At 36.5% G+C, this 23,984-nt stretch carries 26 protein-coding genes; all 26 read right to left on the bottom strand.

The features are described from left to right. The 26 genes from A1QO_RS13385 to A1QO_RS13265 all read right to left on the bottom strand — a co-directional run bounded on the left by A1QO_RS13385 (position 1) and on the right by A1QO_RS13265 (position 23,949). A complete protein-coding gene (locus A1QO_RS13385) occupies positions 1-411 on the bottom strand; it encodes a MaoC family dehydratase (RefSeq protein WP_017040681.1) in 411 nt (136 codons plus the stop codon). Beyond that, positions 404-1,153 carry an acyltransferase gene (locus A1QO_RS13380; RefSeq protein ID WP_017040680.1) on the bottom strand — a complete coding sequence of 250 codons (750 nt, stop codon included), beginning with the start codon at positions 1,151-1,153 and terminating at the stop codon, positions 404-406. Before A1QO_RS13380 ends, A1QO_RS13385 begins: the two co-directional genes overlap by 8 nt. After that, on the bottom strand, positions 1,150-1,545 hold the full coding sequence (locus A1QO_RS13375; RefSeq protein ID WP_017040679.1) for a sugar 3,4-ketoisomerase: 396 nt from the start codon (positions 1,543-1,545) through the stop codon (positions 1,150-1,152). The genes A1QO_RS13380 and A1QO_RS13375 overlap by 4 nt, the downstream gene beginning before the upstream one ends. Further along, on the bottom strand, positions 1,538-2,848 hold the full coding sequence (locus tag A1QO_RS13370) for a glycosyltransferase family 61 protein (protein ID WP_017040678.1): 1,311 nt from the start codon (positions 2,846-2,848) through the stop codon (positions 1,538-1,540). The genes A1QO_RS13375 and A1QO_RS13370 overlap by 8 nt, the downstream gene beginning before the upstream one ends. A gap of 190 nt (positions 2,849-3,038) precedes the next feature. Beyond that, the gene (locus A1QO_RS13365; RefSeq protein ID WP_277814236.1) at positions 3,039-4,151 is read right to left on the bottom strand and encodes a glycosyltransferase; all 1,113 of its coding nucleotides are present in this window, start codon (positions 4,149-4,151) and stop codon (positions 3,039-3,041) included. A gap of 33 nt (positions 4,152-4,184) precedes the next feature. Continuing rightward, positions 4,185-5,150, bottom strand: a complete 966-nt coding sequence (locus tag A1QO_RS13360) for a hypothetical protein (protein ID WP_017040676.1) — start codon at positions 5,148-5,150, stop codon at positions 4,185-4,187. Next, positions 5,143-6,273 (bottom strand): FkbM family methyltransferase, encoded by a 1,131-nt coding sequence (locus A1QO_RS13355; RefSeq protein ID WP_017040675.1) that lies wholly within the window; start codon positions 6,271-6,273, stop codon positions 5,143-5,145. The genes A1QO_RS13360 and A1QO_RS13355 overlap by 8 nt, the downstream gene beginning before the upstream one ends. A 3-nt stretch (positions 6,274-6,276) precedes the next feature. Then, the gene (locus A1QO_RS13350; protein WP_017040674.1) at positions 6,277-7,158 is read right to left on the bottom strand and encodes a hypothetical protein; all 882 of its coding nucleotides are present in this window, start codon (positions 7,156-7,158) and stop codon (positions 6,277-6,279) included. Positions 7,159-7,189: 31 nt separating this feature from the next. Continuing rightward, positions 7,190-7,339: a hypothetical protein gene (locus A1QO_RS20455; RefSeq protein WP_017040673.1), complete on the bottom strand. Its 150-nt coding sequence runs from the start codon at positions 7,337-7,339 to the stop codon at positions 7,190-7,192. Between the two features lie 8 nt (positions 7,340-7,347). Then, a complete protein-coding gene (locus A1QO_RS13345) occupies positions 7,348-8,097 on the bottom strand; it encodes an SDR family NAD(P)-dependent oxidoreductase (protein WP_017040672.1) in 750 nt (249 codons plus the stop codon). A 2-nt stretch (positions 8,098-8,099) separates the two neighbouring features. Continuing rightward, complete coding sequence (locus A1QO_RS13340) at positions 8,100-8,324, bottom strand: acyl carrier protein (RefSeq protein WP_017040671.1); 225 nt, start codon at positions 8,322-8,324, stop codon at positions 8,100-8,102. A gap of 7 nt (positions 8,325-8,331) precedes the next feature. Beyond that, a complete protein-coding gene (locus A1QO_RS13335; RefSeq protein ID WP_017040670.1) occupies positions 8,332-9,006 on the bottom strand; it encodes a hypothetical protein in 675 nt (224 codons plus the stop codon). Then, complete coding sequence (locus A1QO_RS13330; RefSeq protein ID WP_017040899.1) at positions 9,003-10,568, bottom strand: amino acid adenylation domain-containing protein; 1,566 nt, start codon at positions 10,566-10,568, stop codon at positions 9,003-9,005. The genes A1QO_RS13335 and A1QO_RS13330 overlap by 4 nt, the downstream gene beginning before the upstream one ends. A 1-nt stretch (position 10,569) precedes the next feature. Then, positions 10,570-11,259: a WbqC family protein gene (locus A1QO_RS13325; RefSeq protein ID WP_241790455.1), complete on the bottom strand. Its 690-nt coding sequence runs from the start codon at positions 11,257-11,259 to the stop codon at positions 10,570-10,572. Between the two features lie 11 nt (positions 11,260-11,270). Beyond that, on the bottom strand, positions 11,271-12,380 hold the full coding sequence (locus A1QO_RS13320) for a DegT/DnrJ/EryC1/StrS family aminotransferase (RefSeq protein ID WP_017040667.1): 1,110 nt from the start codon (positions 12,378-12,380) through the stop codon (positions 11,271-11,273). Continuing rightward, the gene (locus A1QO_RS13315; protein ID WP_017040666.1) at positions 12,380-13,081 is read right to left on the bottom strand and encodes a sulfotransferase family protein; all 702 of its coding nucleotides are present in this window, start codon (positions 13,079-13,081) and stop codon (positions 12,380-12,382) included. Before A1QO_RS13315 ends, A1QO_RS13320 begins: the two co-directional genes overlap by 1 nt. A 63-nt stretch (positions 13,082-13,144) precedes the next feature. Further along, positions 13,145-14,485, bottom strand: coding sequence for an ABC transporter ATP-binding protein (locus A1QO_RS13310; protein WP_017040665.1), 1,341 nt, complete (start codon positions 14,483-14,485; stop codon positions 13,145-13,147). A gap of 11 nt (positions 14,486-14,496) precedes the next feature. Next, positions 14,497-15,303, bottom strand: a complete 807-nt coding sequence (locus tag A1QO_RS13305) for an ABC transporter permease (RefSeq protein WP_017040664.1) — start codon at positions 15,301-15,303, stop codon at positions 14,497-14,499. Between the two features lie 289 nt (positions 15,304-15,592). Further along, a complete protein-coding gene (locus A1QO_RS13300) occupies positions 15,593-16,522 on the bottom strand; it encodes a glycosyltransferase family 2 protein (protein ID WP_017040663.1) in 930 nt (309 codons plus the stop codon). A gap of 24 nt (positions 16,523-16,546) precedes the next feature. After that, positions 16,547-16,921 carry a GtrA family protein gene (locus A1QO_RS13295; RefSeq protein ID WP_241790458.1) on the bottom strand — a complete coding sequence of 125 codons (375 nt, stop codon included), beginning with the start codon at positions 16,919-16,921 and terminating at the stop codon, positions 16,547-16,549. A 110-nt stretch (positions 16,922-17,031) separates the two neighbouring features. Beyond that, on the bottom strand, positions 17,032-18,039 hold the full coding sequence (locus tag A1QO_RS13290) for an NAD-dependent epimerase/dehydratase family protein (protein ID WP_017040661.1): 1,008 nt from the start codon (positions 18,037-18,039) through the stop codon (positions 17,032-17,034). Further along, positions 18,039-19,760 (bottom strand): thiamine pyrophosphate-binding protein, encoded by a 1,722-nt coding sequence (locus A1QO_RS13285; protein ID WP_017040660.1) that lies wholly within the window; start codon positions 19,758-19,760, stop codon positions 18,039-18,041. The genes A1QO_RS13290 and A1QO_RS13285 overlap by 1 nt, the downstream gene beginning before the upstream one ends. Before the next feature lie 29 nt (positions 19,761-19,789). Continuing rightward, positions 19,790-21,103 carry a lipopolysaccharide biosynthesis protein RfbH gene (rfbH, locus tag A1QO_RS13280; RefSeq protein ID WP_017040659.1) on the bottom strand — a complete coding sequence of 438 codons (1,314 nt, stop codon included), beginning with the start codon at positions 21,101-21,103 and terminating at the stop codon, positions 19,790-19,792. Between the two features lies 1 nt (position 21,104). After that, positions 21,105-22,187 (bottom strand): CDP-glucose 4,6-dehydratase, encoded by a 1,083-nt coding sequence (gene rfbG, locus A1QO_RS13275; protein WP_017040658.1) that lies wholly within the window; start codon positions 22,185-22,187, stop codon positions 21,105-21,107. After that, on the bottom strand, positions 22,188-22,961 hold the full coding sequence (gene rfbF, locus A1QO_RS13270) for a glucose-1-phosphate cytidylyltransferase (protein WP_017040657.1): 774 nt from the start codon (positions 22,959-22,961) through the stop codon (positions 22,188-22,190). 22 nt (positions 22,962-22,983) lie between these two features. After that, positions 22,984-23,949: an FAD-binding oxidoreductase gene (locus A1QO_RS13265; protein ID WP_017040656.1), complete on the bottom strand. Its 966-nt coding sequence runs from the start codon at positions 23,947-23,949 to the stop codon at positions 22,984-22,986. Between the last annotated feature and the right edge of the window lie 35 nt (positions 23,950-23,984).

Raw genomic sequence — 23,984 nt, 5'->3', positions numbered from 1 at the left:
TTATTTCTCTGGAATATAAATTTCTGCTAGGCCAGTAATGACCTTCTGTCGACCTACTTTGCAGTAAGTATCAAAATATACGCGGCGTTTATCGATATCAATATCTTTAATTACAACGGTCGCTTCAACCGTATCATTTATATAGACTGGTTTTCTAAACTTTAAAGACTGCGCCACATAAACACAGCCTTCCCCCGGTAACTTTGTTCCAAACAATGCAGAAAAAAAACCAGAACTGATCATTCCATGCGCAATCCTTTTTTTAAACCTCGATCTCTCTGCATAATTTTCATCCAGATGCACTGGGTTTCTATCACCAGAGAGTCCTGCATATTGCTTTATGTCTGCATCAGTTATTGTTTGAGAGTAAGATGCACTCATCCCAATGGTTAATTCATCAATATCATACATTTTCTTGCTGTTCCTTATTCCATTGCTCTACGAGGTCTTCTGGATAACCTCGATGAAAGTGAGTACGCCAAGGGTAAGCTGGCATTCTAGAGCCATCCTTTAGTTTGATCTTAGATGCTGGACCAATGTTTTTAGCAGGCGAACCGGAATAAAGCATATCTTTTTGTACTCTTCCTCCAACACAAGAGTGAGCGCCAATAAATGCCCCCTCCCCTATTTTTGCCCCAGGAAGAACTACGGTCATTGTTGCGATTACAGCATAATCACCTACTGCAGCTCCCAGCATAACATTGCTCGGAGGGTGAGGGTCGTTAGTTAAGACTACATATGGGAATAACCAAACACAATTTCCAATAACACTGTGCTGTCCGATATGAACATTGCTGTGCGTCCGAACATAGTCCCCAATTTCGCACCAACCTTGGATATCACTTAACGAACCTAGTTGAAAATTTTTGCCGGCAATCGTTTTCTCACGCACCGTAACGTTGTGCCCAGTTACAAGGCCGTCACCAAAACTAGACCCTTCATAAAATGTACTTCTAGAACGAATAAGAGAGCCTTCACCAATAGTAAGTAATGCCCCTTCTGACAATTTATTTGCTACACCAAGCTCACAATAAGATTCAATAACAGTATTCGCTTTGATAACTACGTTGTCGTAAATAATAGTAAAAGCACCTATTTCGACGTTTCTATCTATTTGAGCTTTTTCTGAAACAATGGCTGTAGGGTGAATCATCCGTTTACTTCCTTTAAAAATTCTTCGTAGTCGCGAATATAATCGCTTTCATCATAAACATTACTGGCTAAGACCATCAAAACACAGTCATCTGAAAAGTCGTGCATTTCACGCCATTTGTTGTTGTTTATATATAGTCCTTTGTTAGGTGAGTCTAGCCATACCTCTTCTCTAGTATGTCCATCGTCCAAAACAAATCGACATCTTCCTTTTAGACAGACAGCAATCTGTTCAAGTTCTCGATGAGCATGAAAACCTCTAGAAACCTCTGTTTCGGTATCAAAAATATAATAAACACGCCTAATATTAAAAGGGATATTACCATTTTCTTCAAGTGATACTAATGAGCCTCTTTCATCACCCAGTACATTAAATTCCAACGTCTTAATCATAAGTTTTTTCCAACAATCCCTCTAACTCTTTAACATTGACCTTCGCATCACCATGAACAGAATTAGAATCATCATCAGGAGTTGTGAGAAAGTGAATGAACTCAACATTCGAAACATCAGCCAAAGGCTGGAATACATAATAGTTAGTGCTTTGTGCAGACGGATATAGAGATATCCCTTTACTACCGTCTTTCATAAATAACAAATTAGTAAAGGAAGCACCAGATGCCCCAACAATAATTTCCGCTTGTGAGAAAAGGCTATACTGCTCACGAAAATCTAAAGATCCAGGGTCAACAAAATCAAAACCTTGCTTGTACAGCATTCTTTCAAGCTCTAGTACATTAGTTATTTTTCTAAGCTTATTGTTTTGGCGTTGTAGGTATACTTTTTTATTTTTTATAATCGTAGTGTTTGACTTGATAGCCAAGGAAATTCTTTCCTTAACGAGTCGCAAGCAGTCAACAGACACAAAAAATTCTTTTTTTGGATTTGGAAGGAAACGAGTATTATCGAGAGATGTCCATAGAGGCGTGCAGTAGATTAATTTATGGCAAAAAACTAGCTGACCAAGCTTCACTCTAACTATAGTATATTTTATTCTTCTAATGCCCTTTAGAATTAGATCAATTAGCCCCACACATTGCTCTGGCATTTTCTCGTCAATAAGAATTGTTAAATTATGGTTATTCTCATCAAGACTATTTATTGTTTCAACTAATTTAGGCAATAGCTCTGTAAGCCAGTGATAGTAGTTAACTGAATGTTCCTTCAATAAACTAATGGCACAACCCTCTACCGTTAACTTATCTCCATAAGTCTGAACAATATACTGACGACTTTCAGCATTAATGCCATCGGATGTTGAGAAAATATCCGGGCGCTTCAAATCATGAGTAGCACCCATTAGCGTTAACTCTTGGTGATACATCTTATTTCCAGAAATAATTGCATCCGTAGATCCTAAAATATTAACCCCACTTAAACGGATTACTTTAACATCAGGTAGCTGACCTTCCAGAGGTGAACGCTTACATTCTTGATTGTCTACATGTAATCTTGGAGCGTTAACCTTCGAATATCGATCAGTAATATGAGCTATCAATTCAAAATTATCATCTAATAAATTTGGTTCAGAAACCAATTGAACATCAAGTAAATTATCACTATTGTTATTGTCTCTGCAGACTAGATTCGACAAACAAGTACGATAAAAAGCAATACTTTCGATGTACTGTTCTCGAAAAATTTTGGGGAATAAATAATAGATAGATCGAAGAGTTATTGATATTAATTTTTTCATTCGTCGTTCACAGAATTTAATTTAAAAATTTATTTAAATACATTTTGACAATTAAATTATAGTAGCATTGAGTTTTAAATTTAAATTTAAATTTAAATAACAGCCTGGGTTTAATTTTAAATATCTTCAATACTATATTAGTATAATAACCTGCCCCTAGTGGCTACTAAAAGTAGCACAAACTTCCACATCATGTGGAAATTTTAAATCTCTCTGAAATTAAAGTCTTGAATGATCTCAATAGATTGATAAACTTCCAACCACGACTAGATAAAACTGTATTTCTAAAGTTTTTCAGATCAATAATTTTCTCTTCTTGTCTCATAATCAATATATTCTGTTCTTCTATATTTTCTTCTCCAATTTTAATCTGTGTATTCAACTCTCTATTGTAAGCTTGAAGAATAGAAATCTGCTCAGATTTAGAATCGACATCTGCAGTTTTTTCCTTTTGAAAGATATACAAATATTCAATGATCTTAATAAGATCCTCTTTCTCGTAAGCTTTTATTAGGCTCATTATCTCCTGTTTATTCGTGATAAATCCTACGCTTGAGCTTCTTACAAAGAGAGGTAAATAATTTTCTTCATACTTGCAACCAAGAGCTTTATTACACTTTATAGTTGATGTTAAATTGAGACACAGTTGTTCAATTTCATTGAGTCGACTCCATGCGCCACGCTCGTGGATTCGGTAAATTGACATAACTTGATCAAGATACTTAATTGGACCAACACTTGCCATCATTGTTAAGAAGACGGAGTCTCCTGGAAACTTTTTGTAAGTTTCAAAGTCTATTTTTTCAAATTTTTCAACTCTATAAACCATCGAAGAAGTATGGAAGTACGCCTCCCCTCTAGTAAAATCGTTTATAGTAAAAACGCTTTTAGTTCTTGTTTTTACTATAAGATCATTTTCATCAGAAACACAAGGCTTCAATATTTCTGTATTATGAGCACACCCAGAGAATTCGGTTTCTTTTTCTAAAAAATCAATTTGTTTTTGAAGCTTGCTAGAATCACACCAGTAATCATCTCCTTCGCACATAGCGACGTATTTGGCCCCGCTATTAAAACATGCTGGAAATAACTTATCTAAAACAACTTTGCTTTTTGTATTCTCTTTTGGAAGAATTAATTCAATGAGTTCCGGGTATTTATCCCGATACTGCAAGCAAATCTCCCTAGTACCATCAGAAGAATAATCATCTGAAATAATTAATTTAATAGGGAATGAGACTTCCTGAGTCATTACTCCCTCAATAGCTTGAGATATGTACTCATGATGGTCGTATGTGCACATCCATACACATACTAATGGAATCGAACTCCCCATTTAAATATCCAACTCTGCGTAACCAAAACCATTCCGACCAAAGTCATTTCCACAATAAAATAGAATCAATTTATCATCTATATTGCACACCTGTGGATAACAAATCATTTCCGAATCCCAGCCACATTCTGAGATATCAATACCAACAGCAGAATCGTCACGCTCCCAAGTAACTAAGTCTGATGATGATGCATATCCGAGTCGATAGCTTCTCTCAACATTTTTCCTAAAATCGGTAGGCTGTCTGAAAGCGAATATAGTATGCCACTTTTCCTTATACTCGAAAATACCAAACGAAACCTGGCATTCGTCAGGTTCTAATGACTCAATAATTTGAACTCCGTCTCGATTCCAGTTAATACCATCATTTGACGTTGCGTGAGCTAGCTTATAAATGGGTTCTTTTTTACCATCATGTTCAATCCACTTGGTTCCAAATAGATACCACATGTGCCAATTACCATTAATTACCTTAACTACCGGTCCGGATATTAAATATGGTTCATTAACTGTCGGAGCTAATATTGGGCCTTCGCCCAATTTTTTATAGGATGTTCCTCCATCTCGACTAATCGCCATACCGACAGCCATGGTGTACGGAACGGACTGCATCCGTGACCAACCAGTATAATAAGCATAAACGGCACCATTGTGCTTAACAAAACTGCTTGTCATGCTACCGAATTCGTCAAAAGCCCCAACCCTCCCTAGCTCCAGCAAAGGTTTTTTTGAGACATTCTTTATAGTTTTTAAATTTGCTCTATCTAAATCCACATAACCCGAACGAGATACATAAAGCATATCAATGCCACGTTTCGGCCGACAAGCGAAATACACCCTTACTGTTTCGTCATCTAATAAAAGAGGTGATGGTAATTGAGCGTATTCACTCATCCATTCGAATAGTTGCAATTTAGATGGGTCAAAAAGGTTACCACCTTTTTTCCATTTCATAACTTTAGTCACGTTTTCTTCCTTCAATAAATTCACCGTATAAAACTAGCATCATCGACATATAATTTCTCTGCCTAAGTGAAAGCTTGATATCAGGGGCTATTTCTTTCAACAAAATTGGAATTCTAATGAAGTCCTCTTTTACATGCAATTTTATTGCAAGCTTAGGTCGATAGGTATTTATGGTTTTTTTTGAACCCAAAATGGCTTCATATTCAGCTCCATTTATATCCATCTTAATAAACGATATTTTAGAAGGTTGGATAGACTCCATTACAGAGTCTATAGTGTCAACTTGTATTTCTATATTGCTATCACTATGAACTGAAATTTTATTATCAATATTTTCTTCTGTAGGCATAAACGAAAGAGTACACTTTTCTTTCCACGCTCCAATCTTTAACAAATTCACATTTGCAAGATTTAAGTTTGATACAGTCTCTTGAAGCTTATTAAAGTTTGAATCAAATGGTTCCATAGAAATAATTTGTTCATATTTATCACCGACAATTGAGCAAAAATCTCTTATAGAATCTCCATCAAAACCTCCAACATCTAACAAAACTTCATTATTAGTGAATTCAAAGATTTTTTTTGAAAAGTACAAGTGATCCAGTTCTACTAATGGTTCAATAAATGATAGGTCGGTATTGATTTTGGAGTTAATCGCTGCCAAATAGGTATCCTGGGAGACATTATCATCAAATATTTGATATGCTTTCTCAAAGCTAGATTTGTTATCTTCAACAAATTTATAATCCATAAATTCAGAGGGTACGTTTAAAAAATCCGGGACATCAATTACAAAAGGCGTGTTTATTCCTAGATCTCTTAAACGATCAATGGCTCTAGGGTAGTTGGTCATCCCAATTACAATATTATAATCTGACGCAATATTGTCAGCATAATCCTCAACAGGAAGCACTTTTAATCCTTGATAATGAGACTCTGTAATATACTCTCTATCAACAAAGAAGTATTCTATATCAATATTCAATGCCTTGAAATACTTAATCAATACGTATGAATAGACACCCGCTCCGTATATTCCATTTTTTTTTGAGTCGCTCTTTAAAAGTAATATTAACTCTTGTTGATTATTTCCGTTGTTTTCCACTTTGTTAATAAAACTCATACATTAAATCCTATCAATTGGTAATTGCCTCTTAATCATTGGCTTATATACTGCAGTATTATTAATAGTAAACTTAAGTAATGTTTTTTTTGAACACCAAATCACTTCATTATCCAAAACAGAAAATCCATCTCTATATTTATTCATTGAGTTTAACGAAAGTTCCATTACGTTCGTGACATAATATTTGTAGTCAGAAACTATCAATATTGCGCCAAAGTATTGCTTTTGACATTTAATTTTCCTATTAATCAACTCAATACAATCTTGTCTAGTATTGATGGTAAAATCTTCTTCAGTAACCCAAGGGTAGTACTTTCCTCCAGTGAGGGTAGTGCCTTTAATCGTTCCTTTTAAGAAATCAGAGAGGGACTTTATTATTTTAGGAAGGTATCTCTCAAGTTTTTCTTTCACAGTAACACTGTCATCCATCGGATTTATACTAATTCCAAAGGAGTCAATATAAGTACCAGAATCAATTTTTCCATTTATTTTGTGCAATGAAATAGATGACTCGCCATGCCCTAACAAAATAGGCCATACATCTGGATTTGGTCCTCGATTTGTCCTTAAGCATCCTCGATGCACATTATAAAAACTGTACTTTAACGTCAGTTCTTCTGGTACAAGCATATCAAGCTGATATATAAAAAATGGAACTGACTCATCCAACTGTAAAATGCACTTTCGAAAGTCTTTATGCCATTCAAATAGTATAACTTCGTACCCCAACTTATTTGCAAGAGATATAAGTTCTTTAGTCACACGGCTTTTTAGGCATAAGACTTTAAGTATTTCAAATGAGTCAGATTCCGCAAGAGCTTGTAAACCTAGCTCAGACGAACCAATATAATAAACGTCTAGTGGTGAACAATGCATATTCATAATGGATATTTATAACGCCTTAATAAGCCTTTTACTTAATGATATAAGCGTTAGGCATCCACGAGTTCGGGATTGTTTTCACTGAAACATCAGGGAGTAATTCATGTAAAGCGCCACTCTCTCCTGGTGCAAATTTGATACTCTCAAGACTTCCATATTCATGCCCTTGTTCTTCTGCCATAATTTACCCTAAAGTGTTAACCCACCGTTAATTGAAATGACTTCACCATTCAAAAAATCATTTGATATGGCAAAAATAATTGATTCTACTACCTCGTTTACTTCGCCTGTTCGACGAAGAGGGGTTTTGTCTACCCAGTGTTGTAACATTCTGTCTTCAATTGCATCTGCAGCTCCTAGAGTATTTATGAACCCAGGAGCAATAGCTACGGAACGTATACCAAATCGTCCGAGCTCTTTTGACCACACTTTTGTCATAGCTTCAACGGCGGCTTTAGATGCAGAATATGCTGTTTGACCTAGATTACCTTTAGCTGCAATTGAACTAATGTTCACGATAATGCCTTTATTACGCCTTTGGGTCATTTGGTCCGCAACAGCACGAGTCATATAAAAGACTGAATTCTGATTAACATTAATAACTTGATGCCAAAGTTCTAATGAGTGCTTTCTATCATTTCTATCAAGTAAGTTAACAATAGGTGCATTTTCCATTATGCCAGCATTATTCACTAATATATTTAACTCACCAAACTTTTCAAAACAACCTGAAACAGATCGCTCCACTTGAAAATTATCAGAGACATCACATACAAATGTTTCAATTTCAGGAGACAACAGTTTTAGTTCATCGAGTTTGCTAGAGTCAATATCAAAAGCAGCAACTTTCACCCCCTCTCGAATTAGTCTTTCGACAAGAGCGCGCCCAAAACCCGACCCTGCTCCTGTTACAAGGGCTATTTTATCGTGTAAAAGCATATTTAGCCTATGTGTTCTTTGACAATTTTTCTGATGGCATCAAACGAAATCATATCTGCAATATTATCGCCAGTTAACTGGATCTCAAATTCATTTTCAACCTCTACAATCAAATCCATATGCGTCAAAGAATCCCAGCTTGCTACCTCGTCCATTCCTAAATTTTTATTTGATTCTGATACCTGTATTTTAAACACGCTCACTAAAATCTTTGTTAAACGTTCCATAAATCCTCTATGTTCTAAAACAGCTTGACAGCCGGATGAACTGTTGACTATTTAATCGATGAGATTCAGTCTCTTTTGCAACAAGAACCGAATTTTCGTTAATGCTACGGCAGCAAAGTGTACCGGCACCAATCATTGTTGATTTACCAATCATTACTTCATTCGCTATTGTAGCATTCAAACCAACAAATGAACCATTACCAAGTACAACCAAACCACCTATAGCGCAACTACCAGTAACCCAACAATTATCTCTTATCTCTGCATGGTGACCGATCATAGCCCCCCCCCAAATGAAAACATTACTTCCTATTTTTACGCAAGGTTGAATTACGGCATCATCCATTACAATTGAATTCTCGCCAATTGAAAACTCTCCTTTAACGTTAGGACTGGCGTAGTTGGCAAGTTGGTAACCCAAACCTTTAAAATATTCTACCTTTTCAGTGCGGACTGAATTCATTCCCTGGTAACCAACAGCAACAAATACACTACACTCAGATGCGGCATATATTGCCTCAACATCTTCTGTCGCTATAACTCTTTTGCCTAAAAAATTTTTTCCTTGTATAAATTCACTGTCACAGACATAAGCACAGATCTCAAAATTACTATCACGGTTAAAATAAAATGAAACCGCTTCTGCAATTTTTCCTGTTCCGAAAATAATTAGTTTTTTCATTTACAAAACTCCTTTTTCAATGCCAGACGATCAATCTTGCCGTTCTGATTCTTTGGTAAATCTCTGAGGAACACCACCTCATTAGGGATCATATACATTGGTAATAAATCTCTAAGGTCTAAAAGTATTTGCGCCTCACAACTATAATCCCCACACACACAGGCTATTATCTTACCATTTGATTCTTCCATTTTATGGTATACAATAGCGCTTTCATTCACCTGTTCGAGAGACCCAAGTGCAGCTTCAATTTCTTCAAGTTCAATTCGGTAGCCCATTCTTTTAATTTGATTGTCCGTTCTACCGCAAAAATAGAGCATATTTTCATGCTCATCAAACTTAACAAGGTCACCTGTACGATACATTATTTGATTGTAAGCTTTGCAATACGGGTTTCTAATAAAAACTTCCTGACTCTTTTCCCAATTATTATAATACCCTTTTGCCACGTTCGGGCCAATTAAACATAACTCACCTATTTCGCCAGGGTCTACCTTTTCCTGTTTATTAGTCATAATCAGAAAGTCAAAATTTGGGGCGAGTGGCCCAAGTGGTAGTAGCTCATCTACTTCAAGGTCACTTTTACTTACTGGATATGAAGAACATATGCACGTTCCTTCGGTTGGGCCGTAGACATTTACAAGGTTGACTCTTTCGCCCATAATAGCCCAAAGTGCGCGTAACTGACTTTTGGGATATCCCTCGCCTCCAAACGAAACAGTTCTCAATTTAGATAAATCAGCCTCTTTCCAAGCGCGCATTTTCGTAATATAGACCAGTAATGATGGGACGCTGAACCAGATCGTAGGATTCAAGGGATTTAGCGTATCAAGTAATGTTCTAGGAACTCTCAGGGTTGGTTCGGGAACGGCAATCATTGCGGCGCCATTAAATAACGAGGCATAGAAGTCAAATACAGAGTTGTCAAAATGCATTGGATTCAAGTTGGTCAGAACATCATCAGAAGTTATTTTAAAGGTCGTTTTAGCCCAATGAATAAAATTCAAGACACTGGCGTGAGAAATAATAACGCCTTTTGGAAATCCAGTTGATCCTGAAGTAAACATCAAGTAAGCAGCCATATCACCATTTACGTATTCTGATTCTGTCAAACTATCTGTGCCAAGCAACTTAAGTTCTTCAGTAAACAATTTCGACGAGTAGAGTGTTATACACTCCTTTAAAACTTGTACGTCACCTAATTTCCTAACATATTTATCGTCATTTACAAAATAGTGTTTTGGCTCACAAACCTGAAGCATTTTATGAAGGCGTTCAATAGGGCTATTTGGATCAAGATTCGTATAAGTAGCGCCAATTTTTAGGCAGGCAATCATAATTGAATATGAATATTGAGTTTTTTCGTTAAAAATCGCAACGATATCCCCGCTTTTGACGCCATGATTCAGCATATATCGAGCAATGCTATTTGAGCTTTCCTTTAAATTTTGATAGGACACTGCTGTATTATCGGTAAACTTTATCGCTACCTGAGAACTTTGCTCCGAAGCTATATCGTCAAATAATAGCCCTAAGTTATAGTTATACTTTTTTATCCTCATACTAAACTAGCCCATATTCCTTTAATAAAACTTTTGCATCTGATCGCGAATTAAACATCATCACGTCAATAATTGAAAGCCATGGAGAAAAATCATCTCCAAACTGCTTATAATGGCTTTCTCCATCGCTATTGATAAAATTAATTTTTATTTCATTTCTCTCAAATACATCTAAATTATATAATTCAACACCACCGACAGGATTTATGTAGTGCTTTGAGTTTTCTTTTTTACATATATCTAGAATACGGTCTTGCCCTTTTAACATCCGGTTGCCATACCTAACTGATGAATCAACTATTTCTGTATCTATATCCAAGTAACAACATATAACATTAAGCGAGTGCACTATAAAATCGGATAAGTTTGAGCATTTAAAAGATAAAATTTCCGTAACAACTATCATCGCTTCATCATAATTGATGGCTTTTTTGTAATTCATTTCTAAGGTTCTAAGAAACTTTTGTTTCCAGTCATGATAACTATCAGATAATTCTATCTCATTAATCAATTTATTTTGACTAGCCCCTTTCAGTGGTAATGTAAATAGTTTTGGATTACCACTAATCAAAATACGATTTCGATTTATCCAGCCTTTTTTTATATAATTAACATCATCGTAAACAACAAACTTATCTACAGCATCAATAAGTTGAAGGTATCCAATGTAGGGGAATAGGTATGGCTGCATTATCGCTATCTTCATCTATCCCCTCTAATAATTTCAACAACTCTTAACACATCTTCATATCTTAAGTCAGAATACATTGGCAGGCATAAAACCTTTGAACTTATCTCGTTTGCTACGGGCAAAGCTACCTTCGACGACGATGGTAAGTTTTTATAATCAGAAAAACTTGACACTAGTGGATAAAAATACTTCCTAGTCATAATGCCATTTTCTTTTAATTTCTCATATAACTCATCTCTCGAAGAACCAAATAACTCTACATCAACTAGAATAGGGAAGTATGAGTAGTTATGTTTCACCTTTGGTAAATCATTCAAATATTTAATGCCAGGAATCGAATCAAGGGCATCTCTATAAAACTCAGATAGCTCGCGACATTTACCTATATCACCATCTATATATTTGAGCTGTAATAGTCCGTAAGCAGCCTGTAACTCATTCATTTTTCCATTGATACCAACCCCAACAACTGACTCCTCGTGTTCAAAACCAAAGTTTTTAAGGTAGTCGATTTTTTCCTTCATCTCAGCGCTATTGGTAATCAACGCACCGCCTTCTATGGTATTAAAGACCTTTGTCGCGTGAAAACTCACCATTGACAAGTCTTCTGCATTAAGAATTGATTCCCCATTCTCTTCTACACCAAACGCATGGGCTGCATCATAAAAAAGTTTGAGGTTATGCTTATTCGCTATTTGTCGAAGCTTGTCGGTATCACATGGGTTGCCGTAAACATGTACAGGCATAATAGCCGTGGTTTTATCAGTAATAAGAGCTTCAACCTTCGATGGATCAAGGTTAAACGTATCAGGCTCAATATCACAAAACACTGGTGTGCAATCATTCCATTTTATTGAGTGGGCTGTCGCGACAAAAGTAAATGGAGTTGTAATAACCTCACCTTTAATATCCAGAGCTTTAAGCCCCGTTTGAAGTGCAACAGTCCCATTACAAAACAGAGACACATACTTAACTCCAAGATACTCTGCCAGGGATGTCTCAAGCTCTTGATGATAATAACCACCATTCGTCAACCACTTCCGTTCCCATATATCTTCTAATAAAGGGATAAATTCGCCAAGCGGTGGCAGAGATGGTTGTGTTACATACACTGTTTTCATTATGTTTTATTCTCCCAAGGAAACTCATCCTGCATGGCTTCCTTACCTAAGAATTTACAAAGTTTATGGTAAGAACCTTGTTCTGCAAGATTTAATACAAGCAATTTCTCTGGTTTATCCGAAAAATACTTTTTTACGTCAGCATTATGATTATCATACATTTTAGTATATTTTTTCTTATCGTATAAAGGGACATTTGGAAAGTTATACATAACTTTACTAGCGTCGTATATATAGCCCTTATAACGATATAAAGCATTTCTAAAGTCTTCTTCATTCGGAAGCCGACTCTGATCCGATGAAAAAACTTTTGTGTGGAAGTTACAGAGGGAGCGGTGCCACACATCCGAAGATTGACGAACAGTAAGAATAAATTTTGCATTAGGGAAAGCTCCATCAAGAGCTTTATAAGTATTAGGGAGGGAAAATGGAATATCTTGAAAAGCTTCCGCTGTTTCACTAAATCTAACTATACGATCAAAGTTATTATCACCCCAGTCGAAAATAAGCATTTCACCAGTTGCTTGATCTCCCATTCTATAGCCAAACGAGTTCAACGTCTTTTCAATAGATGTTGTTCCAGTTTTATTAAAGCCTATACAAAAAACTTTCTCTTCCAAATTGACATTTTTTTGGGAAAAATCATTACTTTTATTGGATTTTAGGTTCCCAATAAATGATTTAGATATACGTTTAAACATAAATAAAAACTCATCTTAATTCGAACAAGAGCTACTCTAATATATGCAGCAATGCAATTAATACTATAAATCAATAACAGTAAATTTAGGAAACAAATGAACCTTAGACCAAAGTGTGATATCAGGCCGAACAGCTACCTTAAATAAATATGAATTAGGAACTGCATCTATAAATTCATAAGAGACATTTTCAACGATAGTCGAACCTATTGTACATTGCAGAGAATAATTATTAAGTTGAAGAGGTAGTTTTAATTGGTACTCGGCGATATGCTTGCTTCCTTGACTAACAGTTAATAATTCTTCCCCTACAAGTAAAGGTGAACCTGATACTATATTAATCTTCTTGTCATCAAAAAGCTGAAAATTGACACTTACTTCACCTTCCATATAGCTTTCTAAATATATTCTTATTTTTACTTCCTGATTAAACTGAGCCTCTACAATTAACTCATCGTCCAAGCTAAGAACTTCGACATAAGTAATCTTCGCCCCACCAGTACCATATCTGAATAATGATACCCTTTCATCAAACTCCTTCGAACACTTAAATAACGGATGACCAGTTTCTAAGCAGTAACTATTTTCGCCCGCTAGCTTCGTTTCTCCCTCGTAGATAGTTTTGTCGTTAGTATCTGTATCTGTGGAGCTGATCTTATGGTTAGTCTCTTCTCTCATTTCTCTCATGTATAACTCAGCAACATCACCAGCATCACCTACTGCATGGACGCTTCCTTTTTTAATGTATACCGCTTTTTCACATAAACTTTTTACACTACTGATATCATGACTAACGAAAAGAATAGTAGTGCCATTCTCTTGAATTCTTTTCATTGCTGTCATACATTTAGCTTGAAAGTTCATGTCACCGACGGCTAATGCCTCATCCACAATCAGTATGTCGGGATCAATACTGATAGCTATAGAAAATGCTAATCGTGCAAACATCCCCGAAGAATAACCACGCACAGGTTGATTAATGTGATCACCTATGTCTGCAAAAGCTATAATTTGTTCTAATTTATTGTCAACGACTTCTTTAGAGATTCCCATCAAAGAGCTATTAACGTAGATGTTTTCAACTCCGGTTAGTTCGCCGTTGAAACCAGTACCTAGTTCAAGTATTGAGGATACGATGCCATTAACTTGAGCTGAGCCTGAAGTAGGAGTCAATACACCTGTAATTATTTTGAGCAGTGTTGATTTTCCAGCGCCATTTCCACCAAGAATCCCTACTGTCTCACCTCTTTTCACTTCAAAGCTTACGTCGTTCAGAGCGTAAAAGTCTTCATGGTAGATTTTTCTAAAAGGGTGGAGAGCCTCTTTAAACCTATCTTGAGGGTTATTATACATTGGATAGGTTTTAGTTATATTTTCACACTTAATTGCAACATCATTCTTCATTTATAAACTCTTTATAGTACGTCAGCAAAATGTGGTCTTAATTTTTTAAAACAAATACTACCCAAAACTAAAATAGTCAGTGTAGTTCCCCAAAAGTAGAAGCTCCAAGAGGTAGACTGCCAAAACCATACGTCAGTTGTAAGCGAGTTCCTATAACCCTCTGTTATATAAAAAACAGGGTTTAGTTTAAATATCCATTGATACTTCTCAGGGATCATTCCAATACTCCAAAAAATAGGAGTTCCCCAAAAACCTAGCTGAATAAAAACTGCAATGACTTGCCCCACATCACGAAAGAAAATAATCACAGAAGAAGTAATCCATGATATTCCAAGTAACAAAACTCCGGCACAAAATAAAAAATAAGGAATCTGCACCCAATTCATTTTAGGGTAAAAACCATAAGCAATCGATACGGAAAGAAGAACACCAATAAAAAAGATATGAATAATAAGTGCCGAAAGTATCTTTACAATTGGAAGCAAACTAACTTTAAAAACAATTTTCTTTACAATATTAGCCTGTTCAGTAATCGAGCTTGTTGCATTTGATAACGCTTCTGCAAAGAAAAACCATGGGATCATCCCGGAAATCAACCAGAGTGTAAAAGGGATTCCATCTGAAGTTGGTTGTGCTTTAAAGCCAACCTGAAAAACAAACCACATTACTAAAATAGTAACTAAAGGCTGAACAAACGCCCACCCCCCTCCAAATAGCGAGCCTAAATAACGGTTTTCTATATCTCGCTTAGTCATTGCTACCAATAATTCGCGACTACGAAAAATGTCTCGAATAAAGAGAAATGGTAATTGATACATTTGTACTGCCTTTTAATTATATTGTTGATTTGCTTTCATATAAATCATCACCGCCATGTAATACATACTCCTTCATTCCGAAAGTTAATTCACATGATTCCTTGTTGAGTATCTGTTCTATATTTTGACTAAGAATGGAGTTGCACATTTATCACAACATCATATCGCAAGTAGTGTTGCAATCAAACTTCCATGAATAGCGCTATGGTAACCAAACGTCATATCAATGGAAAAATCACCCAATTCTGTTCTTCAAGATTAAACCACAACCAATTATCACTAGTTAATCTCAAAAGTTTATCCTCTCTTTTTCTATTACCAGAGGAAAGTTTGACGATTTTGTAACTAGGTGCCCTACATATTCACCAACGACTCCAATAAAGAATATTTGAACAGACCCTAAGAAAAACATCCCAATGATAATTGGAGCTGTACCCATAGGGAATGCATCCCAAAATACCAACTTTAAGACTAGAAACAACATTGCCACGCAAAAAGTAAGAAAACTCAAAATAAAACCAGATATTGTCGCAATTCTTAAAGGTACCTTCGAATGACTACAAATACCTAGCATTGCCATATCATACAACGAAAAGAAGTTATTTTTAGTTATTCCTCGCTTACGTACTGGTTGAGTATAATATACGCGTTCAACCTCAAAGCCGACTTGCATAAGTAAACCTCTTAAGTACGGATAGGGGTCTGGGATAGCTTTCAATATATCTATTATTTTTTTATCGTACAAACCAAATCCGTAAAAGTTTTTCTGTAATTGGGTTTCTGATATTTTTGAAACTAAATTATAATAAGACTTACGGACAAGAAACATCAACGGCGATTCTTTACTTTCATTTTTTACACCTAAAACTAGGTCATTTCCAGCTTCCCATTTTTCAATAAATTCGGGAATAAGTTCAGGCGGGTCTTGTAGGTCTGCGACCATAAACAATGTCGCATCACCAGTCCCCTGTAGAAGGCCATGCTGAGGTGAGCGAATATGACCAAAGTTGCGGCTGTTGACAATGATTTTTACGTTATTATCAAGAGCTGCAATTTTCTTTAAAATTTCAACCGTTTTATCTGTTGAAGCATTATCGATAAAAATGTGTTCATAAGTGTAATTATCAAGACCTTCAAATTGTTCTTTTACTTGCTCATAAAGAACCTCTACGTTTAACTCTTCGTTAAAACATGGTGTCACAATGGTAATTTTTCTCATAAATTCTCTCAATTAATATAGTTACTACTTATACACCCAATACTTAAATAAACTCCAATTAAGGATTACCATTGGAGTTAGACATAGAACTTGGGAAATATATGGATCTATTTCCATATCATTTATGAAAAATGTCAACAATGTTACATTTAAAAAGTACACTACAACATAGCACACTATAAACTTAGCAAGGACAATCCACTTATGACTACTATTAAAAACAACTTTGCTAAAGGTTATATAATTAAAGAAAACACCTGAAATAGTTGCTATTAACAATGATTGTGAGTAACCGACGCCACTAAAAACAAATATAGAATAAATACAATAGCCAAATACTGTATTTAGCCCACCAACTAGTAGGTACCTTACGAATTTCAATTTTTCTAAATAAACCATGATCCTATTAACGTTTTGGCCCACTGAACTTCTCTCACTCCATTATCACTAACTAAAGCTACAGCCAAATAATACATATTCAACTTAAAGCTTTGCTCGAAAATAAACTACTAATTTTTCCTATAAAAGTCTATCGTCTTTTCTATCGAGTCTTTAAGTGAAGTGTAAACATCCAAGCTCAACTCTTTTTTTGATTTCTCTATACTTGGTATGTATTTGCTTACATTGAGACCTTTTACCCCATCGGATAGTATGCCCACCTTTCCTAACGATATTCTTTCTGCCAACTCTAAAATTGTTAATTTCTCATCTGAACCAACATTATACATATCTCTATTTTTTCCTTTGGAAAGAATTCTCAACAGCCAGACAACTAAGTCTGCAGAATATAAATAAGAGCGTGTTGATTCCCCGGAACTTTTAATCAATATACTTTCTTTATTCATAACGTTGGAAATGAAATTACCGAAAGCATAACCACCATCTAGTGTCAAATACGGCCCAGTGAAAGCAAAGCACCTTGCAACAACAACTTCACAAATCGCATTATCTTTAAAATAAGTTTCTGACTCTAGTTTCGCACTTGCATAGGCATCATTTTGATTAAATAATGGATTGTCTACAAAAGTCTCTGCCATATGAGCTAAACTATCTGGTTGCGGACCATAGGCAGCACCAGAGCTTGTATATAGAATACGCTTACAATTCACTTTTTCAGCAAATTCGCACACGTTTTTCGTACCATCCATTATAGTACTACGCATTAATTCAGGATTAGATCTATATACTTCTGAAGATGCATCTGCTGCTGCATGAATAATCAGATCGAAATCTTGAGCTATATCAGGAAAATCCCTAACATCCCCCTGAACAAAGTTAAAGTAATTATGATTATACAAGTGAGGGAAACTATCTTTAAACTTACTTGGTGAACGTGAAAGTATAGTTATGGATGAATTTAAACCGTGGTTTTGGTTTAGGTGAATAAATGCTTCAAGTAACCACTTACCAAAAAATCCCGTTCCACCAGTTACAAATATACTTTTGCCTTTATAGAACTCAAAATCTGAAGATAGTTTATCGGCAATTAGCTTTAAGTCTTCAACATCGACACCCATTAGGCCTCCCCTGAAGGGAATTGTTTATCTATCGGATTACCAAACGCAAGCCGAGGCTTACACTCGCGGGCATCTACCATCATAACCTCTATTAACGTAGGTACAGGGTTCTCTGTAAATGCTAAAACTGCTTTATCAAAATCAGCCTCACTCTTCACTACTAAAGACTTCATTTGATAAGCTTCACCTATCTTACAAAATGAAGAGCTATAACCTTTCCAATAGGTAGACTGATTCCGTCCGGCAAAGTACATTTCTTGAAATGCACGGACCATTCCTAAGGATTCATTATTCACTACGATAGTCAAGATAGGTAATTTTTCACGAGCAATAATATCAAGTTCTTGGATATTTAATTGCGCCCCACCATCTCCTGAGATAGAAACAACATTTTCTCCAGTCGCATATTGCACACCTATTGAGGTTGGAATAGCAAAGCCCATTGCCCCTAACCCGCCCGAATGGTGAATCATCTGACCTTTATCTAATAATAGAGAATGAGCAATCCACATTTGGTTATTGCCAACGTCTGTTACAAATTGAGCTGGCTGTCCTTGAAACCTATGAGCTAAAGAAGCGCACAAATTAAATGGGCTAATCGCTAATTCTTCATATTCGTTTCTGAATGTTTTCGAAAAGTGTTCTCTTAGCTCCGTCCACCACTGGCTAGCCATTTGTTTTTCGTACTTAACTTGCTTTAAATGTGCTTGGAAAAATAATTCACAGGTACTGTGGATATTTACATGCCCTTTAACGCGATTATCAAGTTGAGCATCATCCAAATCTAGTTGGATTAGTTTCTTTGCCATTCGAGCAAAATCATCGACATCGGCGCCTGTCTGACGAATATCCAAGCGGCTTCCAAGAACTATAATTAAGTCAGCATTTTGAACCGCATAATTTGCAGCTCTCGTACCATAAGCCCCAATCATCCCCAGATAACCTTCAAATGAAGGTGTTTTCTCACTTCCCTTTAAGCTAGCTACATGTGGTATTTTTATGTTGGATATAAACTCTTGCCATGCTGCAAAACTTGGTTCATTCACAGCCCCTCCACCAATTATAAATAACGGTTTCTTTGCCGTAGATAAATCAATAAAAACATTTTCTAGCTGAGCTTGGACTTCTTCAGTTAAAAGGTGGTTATATTTATTAGAAAAGCTTGCGTAATCCAAATAAGCGATAGAGTCAACACTGAGTTCTGCACGCTGCAAATCCATTGGAATATCAATTAGCACAGGCCCTGGACGGCCAGAAATAGCTAAGTCAATTGCCTTTTGTAAGGTAGGTATGATTTCATCTGCAGTTTTTACTTGTACTGCATATTTAGTAATACTCTTTACAATACTTACTATATCAAGCTCTTGGAATCCTTGTTGACGAATGTTACGTTCACCCTTAAGCTCATGCGTGTTCACCTGTCCAGTGATAAATATACAAGGATAATTATCAAGCCAACAATCTGCTATACCTGTAACCAAATTAGTTGCACCAGGTCCACTAGTACCAAGAGCTAAGCCTAAACTGTTATTATTGGTTGCTCTCGCTATACCGCCAGCGGCAAATGCGGCAGCTTGCTCATGATGTAGGGAAATCAGCTTAGTTTCTCCTACAACATTAATACTATCAACTAAGTGAGCAATCATACCGCCAATAAGCTCAAAACCTACTGTTACGTTATTTTTACCCAGAACTTTTGCTATTGCATCAGAAGCTTTCATCTACTTTCCTAATTTGGTCACTGGCTTAGTTAGAAATTTAAACCAAGAAATTCTTCAAACTTCTCAATTACAAAATCTAAGTGCTCCGTTGATAAACCAGGGAAAACACCAATCCAGAGTGTATTATTCATAATAAGATCAGTATTAGTTAACTCACCAACAACTCGATAATTAACACTTTCGAAATATGGCTGTCGTGTTAAGTTGCCTGCAAACAATAAACGTGTCCCGATTTTGTATTGATCCATAAACTTCAACAGTTCAACACGATCAATGCCTGCTTCTGGTTTTATTGTAATAGGGAAGCCAAACCATGAAGGGTCAGATTTTTCTGTCGCTTTCGGGAGAATTATGAACTCTTCACAAGATGCTAACCCTTCCACTAAATATTTGTAGTTATCTTTACGTGATTGCACTAAATCTTCAACACGGTCCATTTGTGCCAAACCACATGCAGCTTGCATATCTGTTATTTTTAGGTTGTAACCTAAGTGAGAATAAGTGTATTTATGATCATAACCATGTGGAAGAGTTCCTAATTTCTGATCAAAACGTTTCTTACATGTGTCATCGCAACCTGGTGCACAGTAACAGTCACGGCCCCAGTCTCGGAAGGATTCAATTAACTTACGTAATTCATTGTCTTTTGTGAATACTGCACCACCTTCACCCATTGTAATATGATGTGCAGGATAAAAGCTCAGCGTTGAAATATCGCCAAATGTACCGACCATTTTACCGTCATAAGTTGAACCAAGTGCATCACAGCAATCTTCAATTAACCAAAGATTGTACTTATCTGCAACTCGACGAGCTTCTGTCAGGTCAAATACATTACCAAGTGTATGTGCAACCATAATAGCCTTGGTTTTATCTGATACCGCTGCTTCAATCATTTCAGGTTTAATTTGATATGTTGGAATATCAACATCAACAAATACTGGCACTAAACCATTTTGAATTGTAGGATTAACCGTTGTAGGAAAACCAGCAGCGACAGTAATCACTTCATCGCCCGGTTTTAGCTGGCGGTCCCCAAGCTTAGGAGAGGTTAATGCTGTCATTGCAAGTAGATTGGCAGATGAACCTGACGTAGTTGTCAATACATGCGGTACACCTAAATAGTCACCTAAGCGTTTTTCAAAAGCATCGTTAAAACGACCAGTTGTTAACCAACCATCAAGTGATGCCTCAACCATTAGTTGAAGTTCTTTTGCCCCAAGTACCTTACCCGACGGTGGTACTACAGTTTCTCCACCCACAAACTCTGTTGGTGCATACTGTAATGCAGCATATTGTTCAACTAACTCTGATATTTGATTTCTGATTAACTCTTTCGACATTTTATTTTCTCGCTCTTGCTGTCATATATTCATTTATTTCGTTTAGCGTATATTGTTTGATGTCTTGACCTTCAAGCCAAGCTTTATGCCATTGAACAATACGGCTTAGTGTTTCTTCTAAATCCCAAGCAGGCTGCCAGTTCAAACGCATTTTTGCTTTTGAACAATCAAGTTTTAGATAATGCGCTTCATGAGGGTGTTCACCATCACTTAAATACCAACTTGCTTTATCACCCCATTGGTCGACTAATTTTTCAACAATCCACTTTACTGGCTTGGCATCTTCTTCTTTCGGTCCGAAATTCCACCCTTCAGCAAAATCAGGCCCTTGTTCATATAGATGCTCGGCAATTGAGATGTAACCAGATAGTGGTTCAAGTACATGCTGCCATGGGCGAATAGCATGAGGGCTACGAATTTCGACAGAATTGTCATTTGAAAAAGCATTAAGCATATCAGGTATCAATCTATCATCAGCCCAATCACCGCCACCAATAACATTACCTGCACGAACAGAGGCTAACGCACAGCCATGCTCTTGATATTTTTCTTTATTAAAGAATGACTGTCTATATGACGATGCAACCAATTCGGCACAACCTTTACTATTGCTGTATGGATCGTAGCCGCCCATTGCTTCATCTTCACGATAACCCCAAACCCACTCTCGATTTTCATAACATTTGTCGCTAGTGATATTAACCACTGCTTTAACACCACCAACTTGCTTAACTGCCTCAAGAAGATAAACAGTACCCATTACATTCGTCGAGTAGGTTTCCATCGGTTCATCATATGATAAGCGAACTAATGGCTGAGCAGCCATGTGAAACACTATTTCAGGTTTAAAACTACTAATGCTTTCACGTAGATGTAAAAAATCACGAATATCCCCCTCTTCAGAAGACATGCCAAAGCCAACTTTGGCCTCTTCGAATAAACTAGGTGATGTAGGGGCGGGAAGGGAGTAACCTTTTACGTTAGCTCCCATTTCCTGTAGCCATAAAGATAACCAACTTCCTTTAAAGCCAGTGTGCCCTGTTACAAAAACTCTTTTACCCTTCCAAAAATTAGGTTTCATCATTTATTTCCAAATTTTCCAAGGTGCCCTGCCTGCTTGCCATAACTCCTCAAGGAGGACCTTATCTCGTAAGGTATCCATAGGTTGCCAAAAACCATCATGCTCATAGGCCATTAGTTCGCCTTCTCCCGCTAAAGTATTTAACGGCTCTTGCTCCCACGTGCAGCTGTCCCCACTTATAAGCTCTAATACATCTGGCGAGAGAACAAAAAAACCTCCATTAATCATTGCGCCATCACCTTGAGGCTTCTCTTTGAAACTATTGACTTTTCCTGCATCAATGTCTAAAGCACCAAACCGACCAGGAGGAAATGTTGCAGTTAGAGTCGCTTTTTTACCATGAGACTGATGAAATTCTATCGTCTTTGTTATATCTAAATCTGAAACGCCATCACCATAAGTAAAACAAAAAGCCTCTTCATTCGCCACGTAACTAGCTACGCGACCTAAACGCCCACCAGTTAGCGAGTTATCGCCAGTATCAACTAAAGTAACGGTCCAAGGCTCTGCGCGTTTATGATGTACTTCCATTTTATTATTCTTCATGTCAAATGTAACATCTGACATATGTAAAAAATAATTGGCAAAATACTCTTTGATTACATAACCCTTATAACCACAGCAAATAATAAAATCATTGATACCGTGGGCTGAATACTGCTTCATGATATGCCATAAGATTGGTTTACCACCAATTTCTACCATAGGTTTCGGCTTCAACGAGGTTTCTTCGCTCAAGCGAGTGCCTAAACCACCAGCTAGAATTACTGCTTTCATTGTTGTCTCCAATATCTAATAATCACTTTGTCGCTACAAATGCATCAGAATGAAATGCACCTTCTGCCAAATTATGTTTTAAAAATAGCTCTCGGGAATTTTCTATCATATTGATAGAGCCACACGCATACACATCTTTCCCTTTTAGGGAGTTAAATGCCTTTACAACCGCACTTTGTACGTAACCGGTTTCGCAGTTTGCGGTCGATTCTTTTGATAGTACGGGAGTAAAGTTTATATGTTTATTTTGTTTGCTTAGCTTAATTAATTCATCACAATATAACTCTTTTGCAAATTGCATTCCCCAGAAAATATCAATCGAGCGACTATCTTCTTTTGTTAATAGCTCTTCGACAATCGCTTTAATAGGCGCGATACCAGTACCCGTTGCAATCAAAATTAACGGTTTATTGCCTTCCTTTACGAAAAAAGTACCTTTAGGGCCTTCAAGTCGCATCAATTGATTTTCTTTTAATTGCCCAAATAACAACTCTGACATTTTGCCATTATGGACTTTTCTTATATGCAGCTCTAACTCACCTGTAGCTGATTTTGCATTAGCAATGGAGTAGCTACGTTTAACGCCCTTGAAGCTTAAATCAACATACTGCCCGGGAAGGTAGTCAAACTTTGCAGTAGGAGGAAAACGAAACTTGATTACCACAATATCATCAGTACAATACTCGAAGCTTGCTACTTTGCAAGGCACTGTTTTTTGTTTTATATTAACCAGTTCAGGGTAATAATTTGCTTTCAAAATCACATCTGACTTTGCTTTTGATTGGCAAGTTAATATTGCACCGTTAGATACAACTTCTCCATGTTCATTCTCTACTTCCCCACAGACTATATCAGCATTGCAAGTACCGCACTCTCCAGTTTTACAGCTGTATTCGAGATGGATTGATTGCGACAAGGCATCTTCTAATAAATTACCTTCGCTTTTAAAGCTCACACCAGCAGGTTGTACTTTAACGTTATATACCATGATTTTTTCCACAACTATTTATCAACAGCCAATAT

This window comes from Vibrio genomosp. F10 str. ZF-129, assembly GCF_000287055.2.
GTDB lineage: Bacteria > Pseudomonadota > Gammaproteobacteria > Enterobacterales > Vibrionaceae > Vibrio.
This window is presented reverse-complemented; position numbering and strand designations above follow the sequence as displayed.